Below are 26373 nucleotides of genomic sequence, written 5' to 3' on the forward strand. Positions count from 1 at the left end.
AACTGTTTAAACATACAGTATTTCACCATTCCAACCGGCCACGGCGATTTTTCTATTTCTTTCTTGACAGAAATTTCGGAAGTCCTAGACTCCAGCGCATGGAACTCACCGACATCCAACGCAAGTTCGTCCTCCACTGGGGCGAGATGGGCTCCATGTGGGGCGTCAACCGCACCGTCTCGCAGATCCACGCGCTGCTGTTCGTGCACGGCAAGCCGATCCATGCCGAGGAGCTGTCCGACACGCTGGGCGTGGCGCGCTCCAACGTGAGCAACAGCCTGAAGGAACTGCAGGCCTGGAACCTGGTGCGCGTCACCCACATGCTGGGCGACCGGCGCGACTACTTCGAGACCAGCGTCGATGTCTGGGAGCTGTTCCGCACCGTGGTGCGCGAGCGCAAGGAACGCGAGTTCGATCCCACCATCCGCGTGCTGCGCGAGATCGTCGCGAGCCCCGACTTCCAGAAGGAATCGGCCGATGCGCAGGACCGCATCCGCTCCACCATGGACCTGATGGCCAAGCTCGCCACCTGGGCCGACGAGATGCTGCGGCTGTCGCCCGGCACGCTCGACAAGGTGCTGACGCTGGGCGCGAGCGTGCAGAAGTTCGTTCGCGGCGATGCGCCCGCGCCCGCCACCGGCAAGGACGATCCCGACGCCCACCACGCGAGCCTGCCGATGATCTGAGGCCGGCTTTTTTTTGCCCATTTATTTCTGTTTTGACAGAAATATCGAGAACAAAGAACACCATGTCCCGTCCCACCGCCATCGCCTACCCGCTGACCGTCTACTACGACGCCACCTGCCGCCTGTGCACCGCCGAAATGGGCGCGATGAAGGCACGCGACGCGGCCGCGCGGCTCGTTCTGGTCGACTGCTCGCCGCCGGATTTCGATGCCGGCCCGGCGCCGCGCAACGCCCTGATGACCGCGATCCACGTGGTCGATGCCGCCGGCCGCGTGCGGGTCGGCGTGCCCGCGATCCGCGCCTGCCGCGAGGCGGTCGGCCTGCCCAACGGCGGCGCCCTGCTCGACCTGCCGCTGGTCGCGCCGCTGGCCGATCGCGCCTATGCCGCGCTGGCGCGCAACCGCCAGCGCCTGCCCGGCTGGTTCGTGACCCTGCTCGCCGGCCCGGCCGCGAAGGCCTCGCGCACCTGCGCCGACGACCAGTGCCGGCTCTGACACCCGCATCGCATTTCCGACCAGGAGTCCATCGCATGCCCAGCGTCTTCCAACCCGATTTCCACCTGCCGCAGGCCGCCGATGCCTCGGCCCCGGTCAGCCGTGCCGACACGCAGGACTACTTCACCGAGGTCGCCACCGACTACGGTGCCTGGAGCCCCAGCTACAACATGCACTTCGGCTACTGGCGCGCGGGCCTGAATCCGCTGCGCCGCGAAGGCATGCTGGTCGAGATGAACCGCGAGGTCGGCCGCGCGCTGCGGCTCGGCGAGCGCCCCACGGCCGACGGCCGCCACTGCGTGCTCGACCTGGGCTGCGGCGCCGGCGCCACCGCGCGCACGCTGGTGAGCGACGACCGCCGCCTCTACGCCGTGACCGTCACCAACGTGCCGGTGCAGAACCGCATCGCCGCACGCCTCGACGCCCAGGCCGGCGTGGCCGACCGCATGGCGCACCTCGAGGCCGACTACACGCGCACCGGCCTGCCGGCCGCGCAGGCCGACGGCGCCTGGGCGCTCGAGAGCGCCTGCTATGCCGAGGGCACCGCCAAGGCCGACTTCGTGCGCGAGGCCGCGCGCCTGCTCAAGCCCGGCGCACGACTGGTGGTGGTCGACGGCTTCCTGCTGCGCCGCGAGCCCGGCCGCCTCGCGCGCTGGCTGCACCGCCTGTGGGCCGACAGCTGGGCCGTGCCGACGCTGGCCGTGCGCGCGGACTTCGTGGCCGCGCTGCGCCAACACGGCTTCGAGGACATCGAGGTGCGCTCGCTGCGCTGGCGCGTCGCGCCGAGCGCGCTGCACATCCCCGCGCTCGCCACCCGCTTCACGCTGGCCGAGCTCTGGAAGGCGCGCGGACGCCTGAGCCCGTGGCGCCGCAAGCACATCGTGGCCAGCTACTGCGCGCTCGCGCTGGGCCTGTTCTGGCGCGACTTCGACTACTGCATGGTCAGCGCCACGAGGCGCGCCGACTGAACACACGAACAAGCACACCGAGGAGAAGAGGACTTCCATGCACACCGATCCCGAAGACAGCCGGCTGGCCGAGCTGGCACCCATCGAGCCGGCCGCGAGCGGCGAGCCGCCGGCGAGGAAGCCCGAGCACGGCATGCCCTTCGGCTGGTTCTGGCCGATGGGGATCGGCGCCGCGATGGCGCTGGTGCTGCGCCTGATCTTCAGCGGCGGCCCCGGCCAGCTCTACTCGGCCATGCTGGGCTCCTTCGTCTACCTGACGCCCGCGCTGTGCGGTGCGGTCACGGTCTACATGGCCGAGCGCATCGAGCGGCGCAGCTGGGGCTACTACCTCTGGGCGCCCTGGGTGGCGACCGCGCTGTTCGTCGGCGGCACGCTGGCGGTGTTCATCGAGGGCCTGATCTGCGCCGCCTTCATCGTGCCGCTGTTCGCGGTGATGGGCAGCATCGGCGGACTGGCCATGGGCATCGTGTGCCGCATCACCCACTGGCCGAAGCAGACCCTCTATGGCTTCGCGCTGCTGCCGCTGGTGCTCGGCGCCATCGAGCCGAACCTGCCCAACCCCGACCGGTTCTCGAACACCTCACGCACGCTCTTCATCGCCGCGCCGGCCGAGCGCGTGTGGCACGAGCTCAACGCCGCGCGCGACATCCGCCCCGCCGAGGTCGACGGCGCCTGGGCCTACCAGGTCGGCGTGCCGATGCCGGTGTCGGGTGTCACGGTCGACACGCCCGAGGGCCGCGTGCGCCAGGTGCGGTGGCAGAAGAACGTGCACTTCGAGGAGGTCATCACCGACTGGCAGCCCAACCGCCGGCTGCAGTGGCGCTTCCGTTTCTCGCCCGACTCCTTTCCCGCCGGCGCGCTCGACGACCACGTGATGATCGGCGGCCAGTACTTCGACCTGCGCGACGCCACCTACACGCTGACGCCGCGCGACGGCGGCACCGAGCTGCGCGTCGAGGTCTCGTGGCGGCTGAGCACCAGCTTCAACTGGTATGCGGACCGCGTCATGCACCTGCTGCTGGACGACGCGTCCGAGAACATCCTGCGCTTCTACAAGGCCCGCAGCGAAGGCACGGCCACGGCAGGCGCCATGATCCGTCCATGAACAAGAACACCCGCCCGGTCTTCCAGCAAGCGCTCGGCCCCGCCTGGGACCGGTTGGGCGACGCGATCCGCCGCCACTACACGATGGCGCCGCATTCGAACGACCACGTCTGCGTGCGCGGCACCATGCACGAGGTCCACCATGCGCCCTGGGCCGCGCTGCTGATGCCCTTCGGCCGGCTGTTCGGCGCCCTCGTGCCCTACACCGGGCGCGAGGTGCCGATCGAGGTCCACTACCGCTGCCGGCCCGACGAGCCGCACCTCTACTGGGACCGCATCTTCCGTTTCGCGGGCCGTGCGCCCTTCCACTTCCGCTCGCACATGGAACACGACGCGGCCGACGGCGCGCTGGTGATCGAGTACGTGCGCTTCGGCATCGGCATGCGCCTCGCGGTGAGCGCCGAGGACGGTGCGCTGGTGTTCCGCGACCGCGGCTACGTCTGGCGCTTGGGCCGCCTGCGCATCCCGCTGCCGCTGGGCCTGCTGATGGGCACGGCCTATGTCGAGGAACGGCCCGACCCGCGCGACCCCGACGCCTTCAGCATGCGCATGCTGCTGCGCCACCGCTGGTTCGGCGACGTGTTCCGCTACAGCGGCAGCTTCCGCCTGCCCGACGACCTTCCCTGCGACAGGTGATCCGCGCCGGCGCCACAATCGCCCCACCATGCCGCGCCGCCCCGAGAACCTCTACCCGCAGTACCACGCCCACGTCTATTTCGGCCCCGCCACCGTGGCCCAGGCCCGCGCGCTGTGCGAGCAGGCGGGCCGCGAGTTGATGGTGGTGGTGGGCCGGGTGCACGAGCGGCCGGTCGGCCCGCATCCGCACTGGAGCTGCCAGCTCGCCTTCGACGCGGCCGAGTTCGATGCGGTCATCGGCTGGCTCGACAGCCACCGCGACGGCCTCGACGTGTTCGTGCACGGCGTGACCGGCAACGACCTCGCCGACCACACCGATCACGCGATGTGGCTGGGCAACGAGAGCGCGCTCGACCTAAGGATGTTCCGGCACTGACCGGGACGGCGCGTCCTCCGCCGCGCCGTCGGCGGGCGCGCCGTGCACCTTGAAGAAACGCGCGCCCTCCACCTTCTGCCCGATCGCCTGCTCGTAGGCCGCGCGCACCGCCTCGGGCTGCCCGGCCTGGCCGAAGAAATCCTTGAGATAGGGGCCGAGCAAGGGATGCGCCGCGAGTTCCCGGCGCGGCAGGCCCTTGGCCATCTCCTCGCGACAGGCCGAGGGCAGGAACACGTCGCGGTTCTTCTGCGGATCGCGGATCAGCCCCTTGGGCTCGTGCGCCGGGTCGGCCTGCATCGCCTCCAGTTCCTCGAAGAAGCGGCGCCGCATCATCACGATGCCCTTGTCGCTCTGGCCGAGCTTCTCGCGCGTGCGGTCGGTGACGGCGCCCTGCCCCACCCACACGGCGAAATCCTGGTTGGCGACGTGGCTGGTGATCCAGCGGCCCGTGGCCGGATCCCGGGTGGGCCCGTACCACGACGGAATGCGCTCCTGCACATAGGGCTCCTGCTCGGTCGGCACGCGGCTCAACACCCACAGCACGCTCAGCGTGTGGTGGTCGTCGATCGGCACGCGCCATTCGAAGTGATGGCCGAGGAAGAAGCCGTTGGGCCACAGCGTGACGCGCCCCGCGGTCCACATCGGGTTGTCCTCGCGCTCGCCGCCGCGCAGCCGCCGGTAGACGAAGCCGTGCTCGAACTCCTCGAACGCGAGCTTCAGGTGCGTGGGCACGTACGGGCCTTCCTCGCCCTGCAGCCGCGTGGTCCAGTTGTTGTGCGTCCACTCGAAATGCACCGGGTCGATCGAGTTCTCCTGGCACTGGAACCAGTTGCACGGGATCTCGGCGAACACCGCCTGCGCGAAACCGTTGGCGCAGTTGAACAGCTCCCAGTCGGGCAGCAACGGCGCGGGCTGCGGCCCCATGTAGGCCCACAGCAGGCCGGCCTTCTCCTGCACCGGGTAGGCCTTGATCCGCGTGCTGCGGCGCATGCGCGCGCCCGGGTCCAGCGTCTCCTCGAAGGGCTGGTGCACGCACTGCCCGCCCGCGTCGTACTGCCAGCCGTGGTAGCTGCAGCGCAGCCCGCACTGCTCGACGTAGCCGTAGGCCATGTCGGCATTGCGGTGCGGGCAGCGCCGGTCGACCAGCCCGTAGCGGCCGCCGAGGTCCTTGTAGAGCACCAGGTCCTCGCCGAGGATGCGCAGCGGCTTGACCGCCTGCGCATCGAACTCGCTCGCACCGGCGACCGGGTGCCAGTAGCGGCGCAGGTAGTCGCCCATCGGCGTGCCGGGGCCCACTTCGGTCAGCAGGCGGTTCTTCTCTTCGCTCAACATCGTCGTCTCCTGTTTCCTGGTCAATCCGCACGGATGCCGAACTCGCGCACGAGTCGGCCGAAGCGCTGGTCGTCCTGCGCGATCTGCCGCGCCAGCACGGCGGGCGCGCCGCCCACCGGTTCGATGCCCAGCGTGGCCATGCGCGTCTGCACCTCGGGCATGCGGAGGATTTCGTTGAAGTGCGCGTTGAGCGCCTGCACGATCGCCTCGGGCATCGCCCGCGGCCCGAGCAGGCCCATCCAGGCGTTCAGGTCCACGTCGCGCCAGCCGAGCTCGTACAGCGTGGGCACCGTGGGCAGCAGCGCCGCGCGCTGGCGCTGCGCCACCGCGAGCGGCAGCAGCTTGCCGGCCGCGATGTGGCTGGCCACGGCACCGGGCGTGATCCAGCCCACGCTCACATGGCCGCCCAGGGCATCGTTGACCACCGGCGCCACGCCGCGATACGGCGCATGCACGAGCGCGATGCCGGCGTCGCGGTTGAACAGCTCGCCCGCGATGTGCATCGGCGAGCCCGCGCCCGGCGTGCCGTAGGTCAGCGCGCGCCCGGCCTTCGCGGCGGCCACGAGCTGGGTCGCGCTCTGCAGGCCGGTCGCGGGCGCCGTCACCAGCAGCAGCGGGATGTCGCCGGTCTTCACGATCGGCGTGAAGTCCCTGACCACGTCGTGCGCCACGCCGGGACCGGCCTTGAGCACGTGCTGCGCGATCGGGAAGGTGCTGGGCGTGAACAGCAGCGTGTAGCCGTCGGCCGGCGCCTTCGCCACCCAGGCGTTGCCGATCATGCCGCTCGCGCCGGGCCGGTTGTCGATCAGCACCGGCTGACCGACGCGCTGCGACAGCTTCTCGGCATAGGTGCGCGCGATGGCGTCGGTGTCGCCGCCGGCCGGGTAGGCCACGACGATGGTGATCGGCCGCGCGGGCCAGGTCTCGGCGGTGGCGGTGGCGGCGAACGCGCTCAGCGCCGAGAACAGCGTCGCGGCCGCCATCGTCCGGCGCCGGAGTGGATTCATCATGGGCTTTCCTTTCTTGCCTGTGCGTGGAGCCACGGGATCGGGGCCAGTGCAATGTAGGAAGCCGGGCGCGGGGCCAGAAGATATAGTTTCACTGAGTGAACCACTTCGGAGGCCGCGGCATGTCGGACACCCAGGGCGCGCAGGGCGTGAAATCCATCGACGCGCTGCGCCGCGGGCTCGAGGTGATGCTCGCGATCCAGCGCTCCTCGGCCGCCACGCTGTCGGAACTCAGCCGCCAGACCGGGCTCTCGAAGGCCACGCTGCTGCGCATCCTCAAGACGCTGCAGCAGGCCGGCTGGGTGGAGCGCAACGAACTCGAGAAGCGCTACGTGCCGACCTCGGCCGCCGGTGCCCCGGGCCCGCTGGTCGAGTGGCGCGCGCGGCTGTCGGCGCTGGCGGCGCAACCGCGCGCCACGCTGCAGCGCAAGGTGCCCTGGCCCACCGACCTCGGCGTGCGCGACGGCAGCGCGATGCTGATCCTCGACGCGCACCGCCCGATCAACGGGCTGGCCGTGAACTACCGGGTGCTGGGCTTTCGCCCGCCGATGCTGATGTCATCGCTCGGGCGCTGCTACCTCGCCTTCTGCCCCGAGGACGAACGGCGCCAACTCCTCGCGGCGCTCGCGCGTTCGCCGCACCAGGTCGACCGCGACGCGCGGCGGCCCGAGAACGTGCGCCGCATGGTGGCGAACGCGCGCGCCCAGGGCTACGTGTCGCGCGACCCCACCGCCACCAGCATGGATTCGCCCGACCGCTTCGGCGCCATCTCGGTGCCGGTGCGACTCGACGAGCGCGTGGTCGGCTGCATCAGCTGCGCCTGGCTGCCCGCGGTGCGCAGCGAGCGCGAGATGGTGGCGCAGCACCTGGCCGACCTGCAGGCGGCCGCACAGGGCATCGAGCGCAAGCTGCGGCAGGCCGGCTTCGAGCCGGCGCCGCCCCCGGGCTGAATCAGAACTCCGCATCGAGCTCGTCGATCTCGTCAGGCTCCTGCTTCGCCGCCGCCACCCATTCCTTCATCGCGGGCAGTTCCATCACGCGCTTGCAGTAGGCCGTGCAGGCGCTGTCGAGCGCCACGTCGTAGCTCAGGAAGCGCGTGACCACGGGCGCGTACATCGCGTCGGCGATGCCCGGCTGCTCGCCGAACAGGTAGGGGCCGCCGTAGGCCTTGAGGCATTCGCGCCAGATCGCCACGATGCGGTCGATGTCGGCCTGCGCGCGCGACCACACCTTGAAGTTCTTGAACCGGGCCTTGATGTTCATCGGCAGCGCGCCGCGCATGGCTGCGAAGCCCGAATGCATCTCGCCGCAGATCGCGCGGCAGTGGGCGCGGGCCGCCACGTCGGCGGGCAGCAGGCCGGCCTTGGGCTTGATCTCGTTGAGGTACTCGCCGATCGCCAGGGTGTCCCACACCTTCACCGAGCCATGCTGCAGCGAGGGCACCAGCATCGAGGACGACAGCAGCAGCATCTCGGCCTTCATGGCCGGATCGTCGGGCGGGATGATCTTCTCGCTGAAGTCCAGGCCCGCCAGCCTGCACATCAGCCAGCCGCGCAGCGACCAGGCGCCGTAGTTCTTGCTGCTGATGGTGAGAACGGGTTTGGCCATCGGGTGTGCTCCTTGGTGCCGGCAAGCGCCGCCGGTGGGCTGCGACGTGCAAGCCCTGTGCCACCCGTTCCATCCCGGTGCGCCCGGCCTTGGCCCGCAACTTGCCTCTGGCACTGCAACGCACCACAACCATGCTCTACCGCGTCTACCAGAACCAGGCCGACCTGCTCTCCCCGCTGCGGCTCGCCTCCCAGTACATGGCGCGCGCGCTCTGGCAGGAAGGCAGCGAGCGCACCATGCAGCGGCGGCTGGCGGCGCAGTGCGAGGTGTTCTCGCGCATGCGGCTCACCCACAGCCGGCCGCCCTACGGCATCGCCAGCGTGCCGGTCGACGGCGACGAGGTCGCGGTGCACGAGGAGGTGGCGCTGAGCGCGCCCTTCGGCACCCTGCTGCATTTCAGGAAGGACGGCGACCATCCCACGCACCCGCCCGTGCTGCTGGTTGCACCGTTGTCGGGCCATTTCGCCACCTTGTTGCGCGAAACCGTGCGCACCCTGCTGCGCGACCACGACGTCTACCTGACCGACTGGCACAACGCGCGCGACGTGCCGCTGTGGCAAGGCCGCTTCGGACTCGACGACTACACGCTGCAGCTCATCGCCTTCCTCGAGGCCGTCGGCCCCGGCGTGCACATGGTGGCGGTGTGCCAGCCCTGCGTGGCCGCGCTGGCCGCCACCGCGCTCATGGCAGAGGACGACAACCCCTCCACCCCGCGCAGCCTCACGCTGATGGCCGGGCCGGTCGACTGCCGCATCAACCCGACCGCGGTGAACCGCCTCGCGACCGACCGGCCCATCGACTGGTTCCGCCGCAACCTCATCAGCCACGTGCCCTGGCCGCATGCGGGCGCGATGCGGCGCGTGTACCCGGGCTTCCTGCAGCTCGCGGCCTTCATGAGCATGAACCCCGAGCGCCACAAGAAGCAGTTCGAGGACATGTACCGCCACCTGGTCGAGGGCGAGCTCGAGAAGGCGCACACCATCGGCAACTTCTACGACGAGTACCTCGCGGTCAACGACCTGCCCGCGGAGTTCTACCTCGAGACCGTGGAGCGCGTGTTCCAGACCTACGACCTGCCGCGCGGCCAGCTCACCGTCGGCGAGCGCACCGTGAACCCGGCCGCGATCCGCCGCACCGCGCTGCTCACGGTCGAGGGCGAGCGCGACGACATCTGCGCGGTGGGCCAGACCGTGGCGGCGCAGGACCTCTGCACCGGCGTGCGGCCCTACCTCAAGGCCCACCACCTGCAGGCCGGCGTGGGGCACTACGGCGTGTTCAGCGGCAGCAAGTGGAACGCCCAGATCTATCCGCGCGTGCGCGAAACCATCCACGCGGCCGCCGAGCTGCACTGAGCTATGGCTGCGGCAGCGCGGCCTCCACCGCCGCCGGCTGCGTCGGCCTTCCACCGGCCTCCAGGTATTTCCAGTACGCCACATACCCCGAGAGGTAGTGCTCCACGTCGTCGATGCGCACGCGGAAGCTGTGGTGGCGGATGAAGAAGCTGCCCACGATGCGCTGCGGATTGCGGAAGAACATCGCGAGCTCGGGCCAGAAGTGCCCCGTGAGCAGGTAGCGCGCGCGCTGCTCGAGCGCGCGGTAGAACTTCTCGATGTCGAAGCCCTCGAGCAGGTGCGCATGCACGGGGTCTGCCTGCAGCCGCGTCACCATCTTCTGCGCCGCCATCATCAGCTCCAGCAAGGTCGGAAAGGTGGTGATGCGGTTGAGCACGAACTCGAGGTGGTCGCGCACGTTGTCCAGGCCGAAGCGGAAGTAGCGCTCTTCCGGCCGGTACAGCGTGAGCTCGTTGACGCAGTAGCTGAGCCAGTGGTCGTGCGCCTCCCAGTGGCGCGCCTCGATGAAGTGCGCGAAGGCCTTCTCCACCGCGCGCAGCCAGCGCTCGTCGCGCGTCAGGCCGTAGAGGCGCATCAGTCCGAAGGCGGCCTCGCCGTCGTAGTAGATGATGCGGTTCTCCTCCTTCACGCGCAGGTCCGGATGGTGGAGCACGTGCACGAAGCGGCCGCTGGCCGGGTCCTGCATGTGCAGGATGCCGAGCGCGAGCTGCTCCATCAGCGGCAGGTACTTCCGGTCGCCCGTGAGCTCGGTGTACTTGACCATCGCGAGCAGGCACACGGCATTGCCGCCGAGCTTGATCTCGTCCTCGATGTCGACCAGGAACGCGGCCTGCGCCCCATCGGGCAAGGTGGCGGGCCGGATCAACTCGCCCGTCAGGTGGCCCAGCGCGCGGTCGATCGCCGCCTTGTGCTCGGGCTTGCGCGTCAGCTCCCAGCCCTCGATCAGCGCATAGGTCGAGCTCGCATGGCGCAGCGCGTTGTAGGTGGGAATGGCGCGGTCGAAGCAGGGAAACCAGCCGTAGTGGTAGGCGCCCGAGCTCTTGACCTGGCGCGCGAGGTAGGCGGTGCTGGTCTCGACGATCTGGCGCACGCGCGCCGCGTCCCAGGCCGGCAGCCGGCGGTAGCCGCGGCCCACGCCCTCGTGCTCGATGCGGTGCGCCTCCTTGCCGTCGGTGAACACGGCGCGCGTGTCGAACACCCACACCGGCTGCTGCGGATCGGTGGGCCAGCTCAGCTCGCGCCCGTAGCGGTGCTGGCCGAACAGACGGAGGTTCGCCGCGTTGGGCGTGGCCTCGTCGAACTTGCCGTCGTAGAGCACGGCATGGGCGCCGATGTCCTGCTCGAGCATGGCCACCGACAGGTCGGCGTCGAAGGCGATGCCGCTGCGGAAGTAGTTGCGCTTGGTGGCCAGCAAGGCCTGCTGCAGCCCCTTCCAGTGCATCGCCTGCACCGTGTGGACCACGTCCGCGCGCAGCCAGATCGGCGCCGTGCTCTGCTTGCGCAGCCAGGTCTGCAGCAGTTGCGCGCCGCGGCGCCACACCTCGTCGAAGTTCCTGCCGCGCACCGTCACCACGTGCGCGCGCTCCTTGCCGTTGCAGGCCGACAGGAACAACACGCCCGCGCCTTCCGGCGCCGCGGCTTCCATGCACTCGGCCCACGTCGCGGCCACCGCGGGCTTCGCGCACGCGAGCAGTTCACCCAGACTCATCGAAGATTCCTCACATGGCTTCCATCGGCTGGCGATGCGATGGCTGCGCGCATTGTCCCTCGTCCCGGCGTCATTCCCAGGGCCGCGCGGCCGCGGCTTCGTACTCCTGCGGCGTGCCGCAGAAGACGATCTGCTCGGGCCCGACCAGCTCGTAGGCCACGCGCGCGCCGCGTGCGATCAGCGCGTTGTAGCAGGGCGCGATGTAGTACTCGCCGCGGATCAGCAACTGGTGCTGCTGCTGGTGCGCAAAGGCTTCGTCGAAGACCCGCGCATCGGCGAAGTGGTAGAGGCCGTCGCTGCACAGGCTGGAGATCCGTTCCTTCTCGGTGGTGCGCAGCACCGAGCGATCGGGCCCGGGCTCGACGAAGGACCAGTGCTCGCCCTCGCCCTCGAACACCTCGAGGTAGCCCGCGGCGCCATCGGCCAGCGCCGACTTGCGGAAACCGGGCCGGATGGTGTCGATGTTGAAGACGTAGAGCGCCTCCTCGCTGCGCAGCGCCTGCAGCCCGCGGTGCACCGAGTCGGCCTGTCCCAGCGTGTCGCCGTCGAGCTCGACGATGTGGAAGGACTTGACGCCCAGCGCTTTGAGTTCGCGCACCAGGAACTCGACCACGTCGTGGTCGCGCCGCACCACGAACAGGAACAGGTCGTCCTGGAAGTAGCGCTCGAAGGACTTCACCACATGGAAGAACACCGTGCGCCCGTGCAGCGGCAGCCGGTACTTGGGCAATGCATAGCCGGCCTCGGTGAAGCGGCGGCTCCTGCCCATCATCGGTATCACGAACATCGCTCAGTGCTCCATCTGTTCGTACAGGCGCAGCGCATTGGCCAGCATCGCGCGCTGGCGGCGCGGCGCGTCCTGGTGCAGCGGCAGCATCGACAGGAACAACAGCACCGTGATCGGCGCCACGTGGCGCGCGGTCATGCCGTTGAGCAGCGGCAGCGCCGCGAACAGCTTCTGGATCGCGGCCACGTCCTCGTCGGCATGGATGCGCAGGCGGAAATCCAGCCCCGTCCCGTCGTCGATCTCGAAGGCATCGGCCACGATGTAGTCGTACAGCCCCAGCACCGAATGCGCGAGCTTGGCGAGGTCGTAGCGCAGGTCGCCGACGAGCCGCGGCTCGTCGCGGAAATTGAGGCCGCGCGGATCGATCAGCTTGATGCAGTCCGAGCGGGTGTCGAACAGGATGTTGCTGAAGCACAGGTCGCCGTGCATCACGCCCGGCACCAGCGGCACGCGCGCCGCGGCCTCGAGGCAGCGCTCGAGGATCTCGGCCAGCGATGGCAGCGCGCGCCCGTTGAGCCGCGTCGGCGCCGACAGGTTCATCCCGCTCGCCGTGGCATAGGCATCGAGCCGCGCGCGCGTCTTGTCGCCCAGCATGCCGCGGCTGTCCTGCGCCACCGCCTGGCGCTCGCGCTCGCCCAGCGGCACCGCCGTCTGGCAGGCCGCCAGCCAGTCGGCCAGGTGCCTGAACACGCGCGACCAGAAGGCAGTGGAGTTGCGGCCGTGCACGTAGAGCTCGTTGAGCGGCGCCATGCACAGGTACTCGAGTTCGTAGCCATAGCCACCGTCCCCGTCCTCGACCGCGCCGCGATCGAGCAGTTGCGGGACGTACACGCGCAGCCGCGGCGGCAGCGCCTCGAACCAGCGTGCCTCGGCCTCGAGCTTGCGCGGCTGGCTGCCGGTCTTGCGCACGCGCCGGTCGCCGATGGCGAGGTCGTTGAAGGCGCGCTGCGTGGTGATGCGCGCGCGCGAGCGGTAGAAGGTGTTGACGTGGCCGAAGTCCGACCACTGCGCGGTCTGCACGCGCTGCAGGTAGCAGGCCTCGTCGTAGGCCGAGACCGCGCGCTCGAACGAGCCGCGCGCGGCCACCAGGCATTTGGCGAGCCGGCTGACCGACTGGAACGCGAAGTAGCCGCACCACACGCGCACCGCGGTCTCCGAGCCGTGGTCCACCTGCCAGTCGTAGTCGTCGGCCGACTCGGCCACGCTCAGGCAGTCCCAGCCGGTCGGCAGGTCGCTGATCAGCGTGTCGCCCAGCAACAGCCGCATGCCGTCGTCGTAGCGGCCCACGGTGTTGATCGAGAACAGCAGCGAGTCGGCCAGCGTGAGCCCGTCGGGCACGCGCAGCACCTGGATCGCATGCGCCTCGAGCGCCTGCGCGTCGCGGTGCGAGACGGCATGGCTCTCGGGCAGCGAGAGGTAGATGGGCTCGCCCGGGAAGTGCCTTGCCAGCAGCGCGGCCTGGTGCACGAACAGCCGGTGGTTGGCCACCGGCAGGAAGGCCGGCGGCAGGCGGCCGAACTCCGACTGCAGCTCGGAGTCGACGTAGGCCGCCGAGGTGACGACGATCACTTCTCGTGCTCCAGCAGCCGGTCGATCTCCTCCCGGCTGTACTTGAGGAACTCCGAGGGCCGGATCGCGCGGTCGTCGACGTAGAAGCCCTCCTCGCCGCACCAGGGCTTGCCGACGTGGATCTCGTCGTAGGGCACGTCGTGGCGGGCCAGCCAGTCGATGATGATCGGCAGCGTGTGGGCGTTGATGCGGCCGACGTTGCCGCCGAAGCTGTTGACGTTGCGGCTGGTGTAGATCGAGATCGCGAAGCCCTGCTCGCGGTAGCTGCGCAGCCGCTCGATCATGTCCTCGCGCGGGCGGGCATTGGGGTAGTCCTTCTGCTCCGCCACGCACAGCGTGTGGTCCAGGTCGAAGATCAGGCGTTTCAAGTGGGGCTCCTCTAATTCTGGTTCGCGGCGGCCGGGTCGATGGCCAGGAAGCGCGCGATTTCGTCGTTGTGGCGTATGCCGGTGGCGGCCACCGCGCGCTGCACCACGCGCATCAGCCGAGGGTTGTGCGCCGTGTCGCGCTGGTCGGCGTCGGGCCATTGGTACGGCGGCAGGCCGCGCTCGCGCGCCACGGCCTCGGTCTCCTCGCCGAAGGCCTGCAGGATGCGCAGCATCAGCGCATGGCCGCGCCAGATCTCGTCGCGCACCACCGGGCTGCCGTCGGCGAAGCGGCGCGCGCGCAGCTCGTCGGGCATGGCCATCGGCGGTTCGCCGGCCTTGGCCAGCTCGGCCAGCCGGTTCCAGAAATGGCGCACGTCGTAGGGATTGGGGTTGGCGAACACGCGCGCGCGCAGTTCGGTGGGCGTGGCCGGCAGCGGCGTGCTCCACAAGGTGGGGTTGCGCCGGTTCTCGGCCAGCGTCACCCACTCGGCCCACTTCGCCATGCCCTCGAGGTACCAGCTGGCGCGGAACATCGCGTGGCCGTACTGGAACAGGTGGAACAGCTCGTGCGGGATCAGGTAGTCCTTCACCCGCTCGTGGTTGCCCGCGAGCGCGGCGTTGATGGCGATCGAGAGCGTGCAGCGGTCGGCGCGCGCGCGGCTGCCGGGATAGCGGATCACGGCCGAGAACGAGAGCCCGCGCTTGTCCGCGACGCCGGGGCTGTAGGCATCGAAGTTCAGCAGGTCGATGTCGATCGTCTCGGCCTGCCTGAAGCGCGGACTGCGCAGCGGATCGCGAAAGCCGTTGGCCAGGTAGATGCGGCGCACGGTGTCCAGGTGCAGCGCGGCGTCCTCGACCATGTCGGGCACGCCGTTGCCGTTGAGGTCGACGCCGGTGTAGAGCGCATGCGGCCCGTCGAGTGCATAGAAGACGCGGATGCCGTTGAACTCGTGGCGCTGCGTCAGCGCCAGCCGGTGCGCGTTCTTCGAGATGCGGCAGCCCGCGCCCTCGGGCCCCTGCTGCAGGCCCGGCTCGCGGTCGGCCTGGTCCTGCGCGCGCGCCGCGCCCGGCAGCAGCCCGAGGAACAGGGCCCACAGCACCGACAGGGCCAGCACGGCCTGCATGCGACGCACCCGTGTCACCGCGGCGCCGCGCCGGCGAGAGCGTTCCACAACAGGCGGTCCATCTCGCTGGCCGGGCCCGCGGGCAGGTCGGCCGACAGCATCGCGCGCAGCTCGCCGCGGCCATAGGCGGCGGCGGGCACGGCCTCGACGGCATGGATGTTTTCGAGCGGCCGCCGCCGCACCCCCTGGAACAGCAGCGCATGCGCGAGCGAACAGTGCGAGCGCAGCCGCTTCGGAAAGCCGAACCAGTTCTCGCGGATCGCCTGGGTCTGCAGCCCCAGCGTGTTGGCATAGCAGCCCATGGCCTCGGGCGAGCCGACCGCGAACTGGTCGCCGGCATAGAGCGTCTTGGTCACCGCGAGGTGGTTGAAGAACAGCACGCGCTGACGGCGGCAGGCCTCGGCCATGCCGGCCCAGTCGGGCGCGGCCGTGCCGGCGCGGAAGGCGCGGTCGGGCCGGATCCGGATCACCAGGTCGTAGTCGCCGCCGTCCTCCAGCATCAGGCGGTGCGCTTCCTGGATCTTGTAGAACATCTTGAGCTGGTTGTTCGTGTCGTGCTCGAACTCGGGCCGCCGGTGGTTCTCGATCGCCACCACCGCGTCGGCGCCGTACACCGCGCGCAGGTCCGCCTCGCCGAGCGTCGACGACACCTCGAGCCTGGCGAAGAAATTCGGATAGGCCTTCTTCATCGCGGCCAGCCCGTAGCGGAAGCCGGCCTGCCGGTAGGCCTCGGCGAAGGGCGCGAACTTGAAGATCCGGTCCACGCCGTTGCCCGACATCGGATCGGGAAAGCGCCAGCCCGTGTCCTCCCAGGTATGGACGAAGTACTTCACCTGGTGGCCGTCCAGCCCCAGGTGCTTCCAGGTCTGGAAGGCGGCCGCATAGCCGCGCATCTGGCCCGATACGCAGACGGCGATGCGCAGCGGCGCGCAGGCGGCCGGCGTCGAGGGCTCGGCCCGCGCCGCGCCGGATTCGAAGGCGCGCGCGATCCTCGCGCTGGCGCGCGCCTGCCTCGCCTGCTTGCCTCCCTCGGCCGGCGGCAGGCTGCGCACCTGCGCGAGGATGCGCTCGTACAGCGCCTCGTCGAACAGGCCATAGCCGAGGATCAGCAGCCGGCAGATCGCCGCGTCGCTCAGGCAGCGCAGGCCCTGCGCGTCCTCCAGCAGGTCGTGCGCGAAGGCGCGCAGCAGCGCGCCGTTCGCCGGCAGCACGCTCTGGAAGAAGCGGCACAGCGTCTCGTGGTCGCAGCGCTGGAACAGCTCGACCAGCATCTCGCGCCGCAGGTCGTCGCCGTAGCCGCGGAAGCCCTCGACCGCGAGCATCAGCGCGGTGCGGTCGCGCGGATCGGCGAAGGCCCGGTGCTCGAACAGCGGCCGGGCCACGCCGGCCAGGCTGCGGTAGCTCGCGCCCTGGTGCCGCTTGAGGCCCGCGAGGAAGCTCGCGAAGGCGAAGGGAAAGGCTTCGAGGGCCTGGGCCAGCCGGGCCGCATGGCCATCGATCTGGCCCGCGATCATCTGCACCGCGCCCGCGTCCATCTCGCCCTGGGCGGGAAAGTGGCGCGCCCAGGTCTCGCCGCCGCGCAGCTCGAGCGCCGCCGCGACGTTGCCCGAGAGCACCAGCGCCTCGTGGTAGCGCAGCACGATCTCCTTCTCGAACGCATGGCCCTCGCCGAGCGCGCGGCGCAGCCGGTACAGGCTCAGCTCATGCTGGTCCGCGCGCGCGACGGCCGCCAGCGCGGCCTCCATGTCGGCGACCGAGGTCCAGGCCCCGGAAGCGATCGCTTCGAGCGGTGCGTCTTCCCGCCACATCGCTCAGGCCGCCAGCGCGACGGCTTCGGCCTCGCGCACCACCGGCAGCCAGGGCGCGGCCAGCATGCCGATCGGCGGCGGCGTCTCGAGGCTCATCAGCAGGTGGGCGCGGCTCGACGGCTGGTTGCTGCGGTTGACGGCACGGTGGTGCACGTCCACGCGCACCAGCCAGGCCGAACCGTCGGCCGGCAGGTGCACGCTCTCGATGCTGCCGTCGGCGCGCTGCCATTCGAAGAAGCAGTTGGGGTTGGTGACGATCGGCACGTGCAGGCGCCAGGCCTCTCGCACGGCGTCGGTGTGCAGCGGCATCTCGTCGCCTTCGCTCTCGAGCTGCATGATGCGCGCGCGAAAGGGCTTGAGGCCGCGCGCCGACAGCGCGTCCATCACCTCGGCCAGGCAGCCCGAGCAGGCATCGGTGGGCTGCGTGCCGCGGCTGGGCATGGCGGCATTGGGATTGATGCGGCGGATGCCGTCGATCAGCGTGCCGTCGCGGCTGGTCACGGCCCAGCCGATGTAGTCGACGCGGTTGTCGCGGTACTGCGTCGACGGCAGCTGGCGCACGTGCTGTTCGAAGTGGGCGCGCAGCGCGTCGATGTCGATCTTGAAGTTCGCCAGCCGGGCGAACATGACGTCCTTGGATTGGTTCACGGCTCTCTCTCCTCGGTTCCTCTGGATGAATGGCCATCGCGGACGATGGCGCCGGCCCGCGCGCGGCGGGCGATGCGCAATGGCTGCGCAGGCGCTGAACGCCGAAGCGGCAGCGCGATCCGGGCACGGGGCCGGACCTAGGCGAGGAAGGCGGAAATCCGTGGCGGCCGCTTGGGCGGCGCGAGGAAGGTCGAGGAGGAGAAGGAGGCGAAGGAGCGCGGCAACACGCCGGGCAGCACGATCAGTTCGAGCGCGTAGCCCTCGAACGCGACCTCGATGCCGTGGCCGATGTCCGTGTCGTCGGTGGACACCGAGGCGGACACGGAGGTGCCCGCGCCGCGCGGAAAGTCATCGCTGGAGGCCGAGGCATCCGACCACAGCGTCTGCGCGACGAGGTCGTGATGCAGGCCCGCTTCGACGAGGATCTGCGCGAACACCACCACGGCCTGACAGCACAGAAGGACCGCGAGGACGAGCGCGATGAGCGGGCGAGACATGACCGCGAAATCTTAGCGGCAGATACCCTGTCTAAGAAACAATTCGTTGACCTTTACGCAGGTATTCGGCGCACTGAGAACTACGGTTTACGGTGGGTTCTCGCACCCTTGGCGACCCGCCGCACCGGCCGTTCGCCGGCCTGCGGCAGGCGCTCGCGCAGGAAGTCGATCAGCGCCTGCGCCGCCACGTTGCGCATCGGCCCCGGCAGGTAGGCCAGCACCACGCGGCGCTCGATGCGCGGCTTCGACAGCGCCAGCACCACCAGTTCGGGATCGCGCAGCGAGGCCGTGTACAGGCGCGGCATCAGTCCCAGCGCCTGCCCGCCGCGCACCAGCGCATAGAGGGTTTCGGAATAGCTCACGCGCAAGGGCTCGAGCCCCTGCGCGAACTGCGCGCGCGCGGGATTGCCGAGCGCCGGCATGCTGCCGCTCTCGAACAGCACCAGCCGCTCGCGGCCGATGCGCTCCCAGTCCGTTTCGCCGGCCGCGGCCAGCGCATGGTCGCGCCGCACCACCAGCACCAGCGGGTCGCGGAACAGGTCCACGCATTCGAGCCCGCCCGGCGGCTCGGTGATGGCGGCCACCGCCATGTCGAGCTGGCCGCTGCGCAGTTCGGCGAGCAGCGCGGTCGAGGGCGCATCGCGCCACGACAGCTCGACCTCGCCGAGGCGCTCGGCGTGCGCCGCCGCGAACTCGCTCGCGGCCGCGGCCACGCGCGCGGCGGCCGAGGGGATCACGCCGATGCGCACGAAGGCCCGGCCGCGCCGCACCGTGCTCTCGATGTCGCGCAGCGCCACCTCGACCGTGTGGACCAGGAAGTCGGTGCGCGCCAGCACCTCTGCGCCCAGCGGCGTGAGCTCGACGCGGTGCGTGGAGCGCGTGAGCAGTTGCGCGCCCAGCAGCTTCTCGATCTGCTTGATCGCATTGCTGAGCGCGGGCTGGGTGATGGCCAGCCGCCGCGCGGCACGGCCGAAGTGCGCCTCCTCGACCAGCACCGAGAAGCACTGCAGCTGGCGCAGCGTGAGCGCACGCAGCGGCAGCGAGGACGCGGCCGGTTCGGGCGCCGGCAAGGGCTTGGGAGCGCGCGGGGAGGTGGCCATGCTTATAGATCGGGCGAATCAAATTATAGAAATTCAAAATTTTCCTTATCGCCTCGCCCTCACTAGACTGGCCCGCATGACCGCCAGCCCCTCCGCCAGCCCGTCTTCCGCCGCCCACGGCTTCGACCTCGAAGCCCTGTTGCGCGCCATTCCCAAGGTCGAGCTGCACTGCCACCTGTTCGGCACCGTGCGCCACGAGACCTTCAAGCAGCTCAACCTGCGTGCCGGCTCGCCGCTGGCGGCCGACGAGATCGAGGGCTTCTACACGCGCGGCGAGAAGCCCGTGGGCGTGCTGCGCGTGCTGCGCGCGCTCGACGCCGAGCTGGTGCGCAACCCCGACGACCTGCACCAGCTCACGCTCGAATACCTGCAGGACGCCGCGCAGCACAACGTGCGCCATGCAGAGTTCTCGTGGAACCCGACCGGCACGGTGCAGGTGTCGGGCATCCCCTATGCGCTCGCGCAGGGCGCGATCGTGCGCGCGATCCGCGATGCGAAGCAGCAGTTCGGCATCGACGGCCGGCTGATCGGCGCCATCGACCGCGAGGCCTCGCCCGCGGCCGCGCTCGAGATGGTCGAGTGGATGGCCGCGAACCGCTGCGACGAAGCGATCGGCATCGGCATCGACTACCGCGAGGTCGATCGCCCGCCCGAGCTCTTCACCGAGGCCTATGCGCGCGCGCGGCAGGTCGGCCTGCGCACCACCGCGCATGCCGGCGAGTTCGGCATGCCCTGGACCAACGTGCGCACCGCGCTCGACGTGCTGCGCGTGGACCGCATCGACCATGGCTACACCGTGGTCGACGCACCCGAGTTCGCGCGCGAATGCGCCGAGCGCGGCGTGCTGTTCACCGTGGTGCCGACCAATTCCTACTACCTGCGCACCCTGCCGCCCGAGCGCTGGGCGCTCGACCATCCGATCCGCCGCATGCCGGGCCTGGGCCTGCGCATCCATCCCAACACCGACGACCCGACCCTGCACAAGGTCACGCCCACGCAGGCCTGGCTGATGATGGTGCGCGACTTCGGCTTCGGCCTCGACGACCTGCGCGGCTTCATGCTCAACGGCCTCGACGGCGCCTGGATCGACGAGACGCAGCGCCGCGACTGGCGCGCGCAATGGAGCGACGCCTTCGACCACCTGCGCAGCCGCCTCGACGATGCGCCGCCCTCTTCCCAAGCCCACGCCTGAAGCCCGCCATGAACCACCTCCGCCGTCCCCTGCTCGTGGCCGCGACGCTCTGCGCCGCCCTGCCCGCCCTGCTGCCCACCATGGCCTCGGCCCAGCCGGCCTGGCCCGCGGCCAAGCCGATCACGCTGATCGTTCCCTACACCGCGGGCGGCAGCGTCGACGTCAACGCGCGCCTGGTCGCCACGCGGCTGGCCGAGCGGTTCAAGCAGGCGGTGGTGATCGACAACGTGGCCGGTGCCGGTGGCGCCATCGGCGTGGCCAAGGCCGTGGCCGCCGCGCCCGACGGCTACACGCTGGTGGTCGGTCCCGACAGCGCGATCGCCATCGGCCGGCTGGTCAACCCCTCGGCCTTCCGCTTCGATCCGCTCAAGGACCTGGCGCCGGTCGGCCTGCTCAACACCGCGCCGATGGTGCTGGTGGCGCGCCCCGGCCTGCCCGCGAAGAGCTACGCCGACTTCGTGCAGCTCGCCAAGGCCGCGCCCGGCAAGTACAACTACGCCACCTCGGGCGTGGGCACCGTGCTGCAGCTCGCGATGGAACTGCTCAAGCAGCGCAGCGGCATCTTCGTGACCCACGTGCCCTACCGCGGCGGCGCGCAGATCGCCACCGACGTGATCGGCGACCAGGTCGACCTCGCGATGCTCGTGAGCACCAGCGCCATCCCGCACGTCAACGGCAAGCGGCTGCAGGCGCTCGGCATCACCGGCGCCAAGCGCCTGCCCGCGCTGCCCGGCGTGCCCACCTTCGACGAGATGCCCGGCCTCAAGGGCTTCGACATGGTGAGCTGGTCCGGCATCTTCGCGCCCGCGAAGACGCCACCCGCCATCGTCGCGCGCATCAACCAGGAACTCGAGGCCGTGCTGCAGGAGGAAGGCGTGCGTACCAAGCTCGCCGAACAGGGCGCGCTGCCGGGCAGCGGCACGCCCGAAGCCTTCGGCCGCTTCGTGCAGGCCGAGTACGCGCGCAACCAGAAGATCGTGCAGACCGCCAACATCAAGGAATGAGCGCGGCGCGGCCGCCATGGCGCATGATCGATCGCCGCACCGTCACCGGCCTTCGGAGATCGACCCCATGCCGACCGCGTCCCCGCTCCCGCGCCTTCGCCTGCTGCTCGCGGCCCTGCTGCTGCCCGCCCTGCTCGGCGCCTGCGCCAGCCTGCCGCCGCCCGTGGCGCAGGCGCCCGTCGCCGCGATCGCCGACTACGCCGCCACGCCGCTGAACGCCATCGCGCAGCAGGCACTGGCACCGGGCAACGCATCGGGCTTTCGCCTGCTGCCCTACGGCCCGACCTCCTTCGCCAGCCGCATCGAACTCGCGAAGCTCGCCACCCGCAGCCTCGACGTGCAGTACTACCTGCTGGCCGGCGACAACACCGGCCGCGCCCTGATGCGCGCGCTGCGCGATGCCGCCGCGCGCGGCGTGCGCGTGCGATTGCTGGTGGACGATCTCTACACCACCGGCGAGGACGAACTGCTGCTCGGGCTGGCCAGCCATCCGAACGTGGAGGTGCGCCTGTTCAATCCCTTCCCGGCCGGCCGCGGCAGCGACCTCACGCGCTTCGCCGCCTCGGCCATGGATTTCGAGCGCATCAACCGGCGCATGCACAACAAGCTGTTCGTGGCCGACAACGCCGCCGCCGTGGCCGGCGGGCGCAACATGGCCGACGAGTACGTGATGAACGCCAGCGCCAGCAACTTCATCGACATGGACGTGTTCGCCGCGGGCCCGGTGGTGCGCGAACTCTCCGACGCCTTCGACCACTACTGGAACAGCGAGGCCGTCTATCCCGTGCAGCGCATCGCGCGCAGCAGCCTGTCGCCGGCGCAGCTGCGGCAGGCCTTCGAGGAGCGCACCGCCACCGCCAGGCCGCCGCAGGCACCGCGCATTCCCGACGACGGCATCATCCCCAACGCGACCGAGGGCGAGCCGGCCTCGATCCCGCTCGAGATGGTGCCGATGATGAACCTGCCCTTCGAGCTGGCGGAGCGCAGGCTGAGCCCGCTGCTCATGGCCGACGCGCGCGTGCTGTTCGATCCGCTGACCAAGACCCAGGGCTGGAACGAGCGCGAGAACTCGAACAAGGGCACCGTCACCGAATCCGTGGTGCGCTGGTTCCGGACCGCGCGCCACACCATCAAGATGGTGTCGCCCTACTTCGTGCCTTCCGACGCCGCGGTCCTCAGCCTCGCGGAAGCGCGCGCCGAGGGCCTGCAGGTCGAGCTCATCACCAACTCGCTGGCCTCCACCGACGAGCCCTGGGTCTATGTCGGCTACTGGCCGCACATCCACCGGCTGCTCGAAGCCGGCGTCGACATCTACGAGCTGAGCCCCTCGCTGAGCGTGCACCGCGGCAAGCTCGGCCTGTTCGGCCACGGCACCGGCGCGCTGCACATGAAGAACGGCATCGTCGACCATCGCCAGGTCTTCCTCGGCTCGATGAACCTCGACCCGCGCTCGGCGCGGCTCAATACCGAGCTGGGCCTGATCATCGACAGCCCCGACATGGCGCGCCAGCTCGAGAGCTTTGCCGACACGCGCAGCTTCTACCGGCTGCGGCTCGATGCGAAGGGCCGGAACGTCGAATGGGTGGACCAGGACGACGACACGCGCGTGTTCGACGTGCCGCCCGAGACGACGGCGTGGCAGCGCTTCAAGCTGAGGCTGCTGGGGCCGTTGATTCCGCAGAGCCAGTTGTAGCCGGCGCGCGCCGCACCCAGGCAGCGGGCCACTACCATGCCCGCATGTCCCGCTCCGAACGCCTGCTCGCACTGCTCCAGACCCTGCGCCGCCATCGCCGGCCCATCAGCGGCCAGGCCCTGGCCGAGCAGCTCGGCATCAGCCTGCGCACGCTGTACCGCGACATCGCGAGCCTGCAGTCGCAGGGCGCGCTGATCGAAGGTTCGCCCGGCCTCGGCTATGTGCTCCAGCCGGGCTACGTGCTGCCGCCGCTGATGTTCGGCCCCGAGGAGATCGAGGCGCTCGCGCTGGGCCTGCGCTGGGTGGCCGACCGCGGCGACAGGGCGCTGTCGGCCGGCGCGCACGATGCGATGGCGAAGATCGCCGCCGTGCTGCCGCCCGAACTGAAGCGCGAGCTCGAAGCCTCCGCGCTGCTCGTGGCCGTGGGAGCGAAGCGCGCGCCGGCCGCGGTCGAACCCGATCTGCTGCGCGCCGCGATCCGTGCCGAGCACAAGCTGCGGATCGGCTACGGCGATCCCGATGGAACCGCGTCGCGACGCGTCATCTGGCCCTTCGCGTTCGTGTACTTCGAACAGTCGCGCGTGCTCAGCGCCTGGTGCGAACTGCGCAACGACTTCCGCAACTTCCGCGCCGACCGCATCCTCGCCGCCGAGATGCTCGATGCGCGCTACCCCCAGCGCCGCCAGGCGCTGCTCAAGGCCTGGCAGCAGCGCGTGAAGGAAAGCGGCCGCACGATACTGCCGGAATCTGACATGCCCTCTCCCTAAGCTCGCGCCCATCGTTCATTCATTCAGGAGATCGGCGTGAAGTTTGCATCCGTGCGTCTAGTCACTCAACAATTCGAAGCCCTCGTTGCGTTCTACGCGCGCCTGTCGGGCACCGAGACCACCCGGCTGGCCGATGGCTTCGCGGAGATCCGGCTGGAGGGCGCGACGCTGGCCATCTCCGAAGAGCATCTCGTGCAGCGCGTCAACGCCGGGGCCGCGACGGCCGCGTCGAACCGCTCGGCGATCATCGAGTTCGAGGTCGCCGATGTCGAGGGCACGCTGGCGCGCATGGAGGAAGCGGCCGAGGTCGTGATGCGGCCGACCACGATGCCGTGGGGCAACCGGTCGCTGTTGCTTCGCGATCCGGATGGGAGCCTGGTGAATGTGTTTTCGAGGCCGGCGAACTAGCGAGGGCCCTTCGGCGTTACACGCGTTACGGCCGAGACGTCCCTCGCTTACCAGTCGGAGGACACGAACGCCGGTCTTTTCTACGATGGCGATCCATTCCCAGTCCCTTCCATGAAAAGTCCGCTTCGCCTCCTGCCCATCGCCCTGTTCGCCCTGCTCGCCCCCCTCGCAGCCACCACCCAAGCCCGCACCCTCTGCACCGCCATCGCCGACGCGACCACCGGCCAGTTCATCGTGAAGCAAGGCCGCTGCGACGAACGCGTCACCCCCGCCTCCACCTTCAAGATCGCGATCGCGCTGATGGGCTTCGACGCGGGCTTCCTCGAGAACGAACACGACCCCGTGCTGCCCTTCAAGGAAGGCTATCCGGCCTGGGTCGAAGGCTGGAAGCAGCCGACCGACCCGCAGCGATGGCTCAAGCTCTCGGTCTTCTGGTTCTCGCAGCGGGTGACCGAATCGCTGGGCGCCGAGCGCTTCACGCGCTATGCGAAGGACTTCGGCTATGGCAACGCCGACGTGTCGGGCGACCCGGGCAAGCACAACGGGCTCGAGCGTTCATGGGTCGCCTCCTCGCTGCGCATCTCGCCGCGCGAGCAGGTCGAGTTCCTGCGCAAGCTGCTGGCGAACCGGCTGCCGGTGTCGCCGCACGCGATCGAGATGACGCGGCGTTCGATGGAGACGACCGAGCTGCCCGAGGGCTGGACGGTGCAAGGCAAGACCGGCGCGGCCTACCCGAAGAAGGCCGACGGCTCGCTCGACGAAGCGCATGGCTATGGCTGGTATGTCGGCTGGGCCACGCGCGGCGAGCGCACGGTGGTGTTCGCGCGGCTGACGCAGGACGACCGGAAGCAGGCGACGACACCGGGCGTCCGCACGCGCGACGCGCTGCTGCCGGCCCTGCCCGCGCTGATCGGTTCCGCCGCGAGATGACGACGGCACCGAGCCTCGGGCCGCGCAGCACGCGCATCGATGTGCTGCGCGGCATCGCGATCCTGCTGGTGCTGTTCCACCACTTCAACATCGCCTACCGGCTCGACGGCACCGTGCTGTCGCAGCTCTTCGGCTGGGAAGCGGTGCGCGCGGTGGCGCGCAACGGCAACTACGGCGTCACGATGTTCTTCGTGATCTCGGGCTTCCTGATCACCTCGAACGCGCAGCGCCGCTGGGGCGCGCTGCAGGACGTGAAGGCGCGCGCCTTCTACGGCCTGCGCGTGGCGCGCATCGTGCCGTGCCTGCTGCTCCTGCTGGTCGCGGTCAACCTGCTGGCCTGGGCGGGCGTGGCCATCTTCCAGAACCGGGCGCCGGCAGGTGCGACCCCGTTGCCGCTGTGGCTGGTCAACCTCGCCTCGCTGACCTTCTGGATGAACGTGGTGGTCGACAAGTACGGCTGGACCAACTACGCGCTCGGCGTGCTGTGGTCGCTGTCGGTCGAGGAGGTCTTCTATCTCTTCTTCCCGATCCTCTGCGCGCTGCTGCGCCGGGAGCGCCGGCTGGTCGCCTTCTGGCTCGCGATCGCGGTGCTGGCACCGGTCTACCGCTTCCATCGCCAGGACGATGAAGGCGGCTACCTCTATGCCTACTTCGCGGCCTTCGACGGCATCGCGATCGGTTGCTGCACGGCGTTGCTCGCGGACTCGCTCGTTCTCTCCACGCGACTCGAGACGCTGCTGTCGTGGACCGTGGCGGTCGCCATGGTCGTCCTCTACCTGCGATGGCCGATCGCGCAGAGCCACGTGCTCGGCGTCACGGCGATGGCGCTGGGCACGGCCGTGCTTCTGGCGACGATGAGCGATCGATCCGCGGACGGTGGCACGGCATGGGCACCCGCTCGCTGGCTCCCGGCCGCCTTCGGATGGTTCGGTCGGCGCAGCTACGAGCTCTACCTGTTCCACCTGATCGTTCTCGGCCTGCTGCGGACCCTGTTCCCGCCCGCGCTCGCGAGCGGCGGCGACAGGATGTGGCTGCTCGGTGGCTACCTGCTGCTGTCGATGGCGCTGTGCGACGCCATCGCGCGCTGCTACAGCGAGCCGTTGAACCGCTGGCTGCGAAGCCGCTTGTCCGCTTCACGCGCCTGAACCCCGCGGGTTTTTTGGTGCGCCGCAGCTAAGGGAAATTCCCCGAACCGCCCTTCCCGGTC

The 26373-nt window shown here is 70.0% G+C and carries 27 protein-coding genes; 15 read left to right on the plus strand and 12 right to left on the minus strand.

From position 1 onward, the window contains the following. Nucleotides 1-98 precede the first annotated feature (98 nt). The 6 genes from BM109_RS12615 to BM109_RS12640 all read left to right on the plus strand — a co-directional run bounded on the left by BM109_RS12615 (nt 99) and on the right by BM109_RS12640 (nt 4264). Entirely contained in the window at nt 99-686 is a 588-nt protein-coding gene (locus BM109_RS12615) for a GbsR/MarR family transcriptional regulator (RefSeq protein WP_057592450.1), read from the plus strand. A 62-nt stretch (nt 687-748) separates the two neighbouring features. Next, nucleotides 749-1180: a thiol-disulfide oxidoreductase DCC family protein gene (locus BM109_RS12620; protein WP_093343189.1), complete on the plus strand. Its 432-nt coding sequence runs from the start codon at nt 749-751 to the stop codon at nt 1178-1180. A gap of 35 nt (nt 1181-1215) precedes the next feature. Next, complete coding sequence (locus tag BM109_RS12625; protein WP_093343190.1) at nt 1216-2148, plus strand: SAM-dependent methyltransferase; 933 nt, start codon at nt 1216-1218, stop codon at nt 2146-2148. A 37-nt stretch (nt 2149-2185) separates the two neighbouring features. Beyond that, nucleotides 2186-3253 carry an SRPBCC family protein gene (locus BM109_RS12630; protein ID WP_093343192.1) on the plus strand — a complete coding sequence of 356 codons (1068 nt, stop codon included), beginning with the start codon at nt 2186-2188 and terminating at the stop codon, nt 3251-3253. Continuing rightward, nucleotides 3250-3888 (plus strand): DUF4166 domain-containing protein, encoded by a 639-nt coding sequence (locus BM109_RS12635; RefSeq protein ID WP_093343194.1) that lies wholly within the window; start codon nt 3250-3252, stop codon nt 3886-3888. Before BM109_RS12630 ends, BM109_RS12635 begins: the two co-directional genes overlap by 4 nt. Before the next feature lie 28 nt (nt 3889-3916). After that, nucleotides 3917-4264, plus strand: a complete 348-nt coding sequence (locus BM109_RS12640; protein WP_093343195.1) for a DOPA 4,5-dioxygenase family protein — start codon at nt 3917-3919, stop codon at nt 4262-4264. On the opposite strand, the gene BM109_RS12645 is transcribed toward BM109_RS12640, so the two are convergent. Beyond that, nucleotides 4244-5596, minus strand: a complete 1353-nt coding sequence (locus BM109_RS12645; protein ID WP_093343197.1) for an aromatic ring-hydroxylating oxygenase subunit alpha — start codon at nt 5594-5596, stop codon at nt 4244-4246. The genes BM109_RS12640 and BM109_RS12645 overlap by 21 nt on opposite strands. A gap of 20 nt (nt 5597-5616) precedes the next feature. Continuing rightward, nucleotides 5617-6603 (minus strand): tripartite tricarboxylate transporter substrate-binding protein, encoded by a 987-nt coding sequence (locus tag BM109_RS12650; RefSeq protein ID WP_093343198.1) that lies wholly within the window; start codon nt 6601-6603, stop codon nt 5617-5619. A gap of 122 nt (nt 6604-6725) precedes the next feature. Between BM109_RS12650 and BM109_RS12655 the strand changes: the two genes are divergently transcribed. Continuing rightward, nucleotides 6726-7553 (plus strand): helix-turn-helix domain-containing protein, encoded by an 828-nt coding sequence (locus BM109_RS12655; RefSeq protein ID WP_093343200.1) that lies wholly within the window; start codon nt 6726-6728, stop codon nt 7551-7553. A 1-nt stretch (nt 7554) separates the two neighbouring features. Here the strand turns inward: BM109_RS12655 and BM109_RS12660 are convergent, their stop codons facing one another. Beyond that, entirely contained in the window at nt 7555-8211 is a 657-nt protein-coding gene (locus tag BM109_RS12660; protein WP_057592442.1) for a glutathione S-transferase, read from the minus strand. A 131-nt stretch (nt 8212-8342) separates the two neighbouring features. Between BM109_RS12660 and BM109_RS12665 the strand changes: the two genes are divergently transcribed. After that, on the plus strand, nt 8343-9563 hold the full coding sequence (locus BM109_RS12665) for a polyhydroxyalkanoate depolymerase (protein ID WP_093343201.1): 1221 nt from the start codon (nt 8343-8345) through the stop codon (nt 9561-9563). A 1-nt stretch (nt 9564) separates the two neighbouring features. Here the strand turns inward: BM109_RS12665 and BM109_RS12670 are convergent, their stop codons facing one another. From BM109_RS12670 to BM109_RS12710, 9 genes are all read right to left on the minus strand, one after another. Then, complete coding sequence (locus BM109_RS12670; protein WP_093343202.1) at nt 9565-11271, minus strand: Mur ligase; 1707 nt, start codon at nt 11269-11271, stop codon at nt 9565-9567. 70 nt (nt 11272-11341) lie between these two features. Further along, nucleotides 11342-12058: a glycosyltransferase family 2 protein gene (locus BM109_RS12675; protein ID WP_093343203.1), complete on the minus strand. Its 717-nt coding sequence runs from the start codon at nt 12056-12058 to the stop codon at nt 11342-11344. Nucleotides 12059-12061: 3 nt separating this feature from the next. Next, nucleotides 12062-13627, minus strand: coding sequence for a phosphotransferase (locus tag BM109_RS12680; protein ID WP_093343204.1), 1566 nt, complete (start codon nt 13625-13627; stop codon nt 12062-12064). Further along, nucleotides 13624-13995, minus strand: coding sequence for an HAD family hydrolase (locus BM109_RS12685; RefSeq protein WP_093343206.1), 372 nt, complete (start codon nt 13993-13995; stop codon nt 13624-13626). Before BM109_RS12685 ends, BM109_RS12680 begins: the two co-directional genes overlap by 4 nt. A gap of 11 nt (nt 13996-14006) precedes the next feature. Beyond that, nucleotides 14007-15167, minus strand: a complete 1161-nt coding sequence (locus tag BM109_RS12690; RefSeq protein ID WP_143129154.1) for a hypothetical protein — start codon at nt 15165-15167, stop codon at nt 14007-14009. Then, nucleotides 15134-16927 (minus strand): hypothetical protein, encoded by a 1794-nt coding sequence (locus BM109_RS12695; RefSeq protein ID WP_143129155.1) that lies wholly within the window; start codon nt 16925-16927, stop codon nt 15134-15136. The genes BM109_RS12690 and BM109_RS12695 overlap by 34 nt, the downstream gene beginning before the upstream one ends. A 3-nt stretch (nt 16928-16930) precedes the next feature. Continuing rightward, nucleotides 16931-17575 carry an aspartyl/asparaginyl beta-hydroxylase domain-containing protein gene (locus BM109_RS12700; RefSeq protein ID WP_256222528.1) on the minus strand — a complete coding sequence of 215 codons (645 nt, stop codon included), beginning with the start codon at nt 17573-17575 and terminating at the stop codon, nt 16931-16933. A 137-nt stretch (nt 17576-17712) separates the two neighbouring features. Beyond that, entirely contained in the window at nt 17713-18072 is a 360-nt protein-coding gene (locus BM109_RS12705) for a hypothetical protein (protein ID WP_143129156.1), read from the minus strand. Between the two features lie 80 nt (nt 18073-18152). Then, nucleotides 18153-19172, minus strand: a complete 1020-nt coding sequence (locus BM109_RS12710; protein WP_093343213.1) for a LysR family transcriptional regulator — start codon at nt 19170-19172, stop codon at nt 18153-18155. A 76-nt stretch (nt 19173-19248) separates the two neighbouring features. On the opposite strand from BM109_RS12710, the gene BM109_RS12715 reads away from it, so the two are divergent. From BM109_RS12715 to BM109_RS12745, 7 genes are all read left to right on the plus strand, one after another. Continuing rightward, nucleotides 19249-20364, plus strand: a complete 1116-nt coding sequence (locus BM109_RS12715; protein ID WP_177239326.1) for an adenosine deaminase family protein — start codon at nt 19249-19251, stop codon at nt 20362-20364. 8 nt (nt 20365-20372) lie between these two features. Next, a complete protein-coding gene (locus BM109_RS12720) occupies nt 20373-21368 on the plus strand; it encodes a Bug family tripartite tricarboxylate transporter substrate binding protein (RefSeq protein ID WP_093343217.1) in 996 nt (331 codons plus the stop codon). Nucleotides 21369-21435: 67 nt separating this feature from the next. Continuing rightward, nucleotides 21436-23061: a phospholipase D family protein gene (locus BM109_RS12725; RefSeq protein ID WP_093343219.1), complete on the plus strand. Its 1626-nt coding sequence runs from the start codon at nt 21436-21438 to the stop codon at nt 23059-23061. 44 nt (nt 23062-23105) lie between these two features. Beyond that, nucleotides 23106-23828, plus strand: a complete 723-nt coding sequence (locus BM109_RS12730) for a helix-turn-helix transcriptional regulator (protein ID WP_093343221.1) — start codon at nt 23106-23108, stop codon at nt 23826-23828. 36 nt (nt 23829-23864) lie between these two features. Continuing rightward, on the plus strand, nt 23865-24236 hold the full coding sequence (locus tag BM109_RS12735; protein WP_093343223.1) for a VOC family protein: 372 nt from the start codon (nt 23865-23867) through the stop codon (nt 24234-24236). A 111-nt stretch (nt 24237-24347) separates the two neighbouring features. Continuing rightward, entirely contained in the window at nt 24348-25166 is an 819-nt protein-coding gene (blaOXA, locus tag BM109_RS12740; protein WP_093343225.1) for a class D beta-lactamase, read from the plus strand. After that, on the plus strand, nt 25163-26311 hold the full coding sequence (locus tag BM109_RS12745; RefSeq protein ID WP_093343227.1) for an acyltransferase family protein: 1149 nt from the start codon (nt 25163-25165) through the stop codon (nt 26309-26311). Before blaOXA ends, BM109_RS12745 begins: the two co-directional genes overlap by 4 nt. The last annotated feature ends 62 nt before the right edge of the window (nt 26312-26373 follow it).

Source organism: Variovorax sp. PDC80 (genome assembly GCF_900115375.1).
GTDB lineage: Bacteria > Pseudomonadota > Gammaproteobacteria > Burkholderiales > Burkholderiaceae_C > Variovorax.

Bases quoted from the DNA above. Each gene is read 5' to 3' on its own strand.
- BM109_RS12615 (WP_057592450.1), top strand. From the start codon at position 99: ATGGAACTCACCGACATCCAACGCAAGTTCGTCCTCCACTGGGGCGAG.
- BM109_RS12620 (WP_093343189.1), top strand. From the start codon at position 749: ATGTCCCGTCCCACCGCCATCGCCTACCCGCTGACCGTCTACTACGAC.
- BM109_RS12625 (WP_093343190.1), top strand. From the start codon at position 1,216: ATGCCCAGCGTCTTCCAACCCGATTTCCACCTGCCGCAGGCCGCCGAT.
- BM109_RS12630 (WP_093343192.1), top strand. From the start codon at position 2,186: ATGCACACCGATCCCGAAGACAGCCGGCTGGCCGAGCTGGCACCCATC.
- BM109_RS12635 (WP_093343194.1), top strand. From the start codon at position 3,250: ATGAACAAGAACACCCGCCCGGTCTTCCAGCAAGCGCTCGGCCCCGCC.
- BM109_RS12640 (WP_093343195.1), top strand. From the start codon at position 3,917: ATGCCGCGCCGCCCCGAGAACCTCTACCCGCAGTACCACGCCCACGTC.
- BM109_RS12645 (WP_093343197.1), bottom strand. From the start codon at position 5,596: ATGTTGAGCGAAGAGAAGAACCGCCTGCTGACCGAAGTGGGCCCCGGC.
- BM109_RS12650 (WP_093343198.1), bottom strand. From the start codon at position 6,603: ATGAATCCACTCCGGCGCCGGACGATGGCGGCCGCGACGCTGTTCTCG.
- BM109_RS12655 (WP_093343200.1), top strand. From the start codon at position 6,726: ATGTCGGACACCCAGGGCGCGCAGGGCGTGAAATCCATCGACGCGCTG.
- BM109_RS12660 (WP_057592442.1), bottom strand. From the start codon at position 8,211: ATGGCCAAACCCGTTCTCACCATCAGCAGCAAGAACTACGGCGCCTGG.
- BM109_RS12665 (WP_093343201.1), top strand. From the start codon at position 8,343: ATGCTCTACCGCGTCTACCAGAACCAGGCCGACCTGCTCTCCCCGCTG.
- BM109_RS12670 (WP_093343202.1), bottom strand. From the start codon at position 11,271: ATGAGTCTGGGTGAACTGCTCGCGTGCGCGAAGCCCGCGGTGGCCGCG.
- BM109_RS12675 (WP_093343203.1), bottom strand. From the start codon at position 12,058: ATGTTCGTGATACCGATGATGGGCAGGAGCCGCCGCTTCACCGAGGCC.
- BM109_RS12695 (WP_143129155.1), bottom strand. From the start codon at position 16,927: ATGTGGCGGGAAGACGCACCGCTCGAAGCGATCGCTTCCGGGGCCTGG.
- BM109_RS12705 (WP_143129156.1), bottom strand. From the start codon at position 18,072: ATGTCTCGCCCGCTCATCGCGCTCGTCCTCGCGGTCCTTCTGTGCTGT.
- BM109_RS12710 (WP_093343213.1), bottom strand. From the start codon at position 19,172: ATGGCCACCTCCCCGCGCGCTCCCAAGCCCTTGCCGGCGCCCGAACCG.
- BM109_RS12715 (WP_177239326.1), top strand. From the start codon at position 19,249: ATGACCGCCAGCCCCTCCGCCAGCCCGTCTTCCGCCGCCCACGGCTTC.
- BM109_RS12720 (WP_093343217.1), top strand. From the start codon at position 20,373: ATGAACCACCTCCGCCGTCCCCTGCTCGTGGCCGCGACGCTCTGCGCC.
- BM109_RS12725 (WP_093343219.1), top strand. From the start codon at position 21,436: ATGCCGACCGCGTCCCCGCTCCCGCGCCTTCGCCTGCTGCTCGCGGCC.
- BM109_RS12730 (WP_093343221.1), top strand. From the start codon at position 23,106: ATGTCCCGCTCCGAACGCCTGCTCGCACTGCTCCAGACCCTGCGCCGC.
- blaOXA (WP_093343225.1), top strand. From the start codon at position 24,348: ATGAAAAGTCCGCTTCGCCTCCTGCCCATCGCCCTGTTCGCCCTGCTC.
- BM109_RS12745 (WP_093343227.1), top strand. From the start codon at position 25,163: ATGACGACGGCACCGAGCCTCGGGCCGCGCAGCACGCGCATCGATGTG.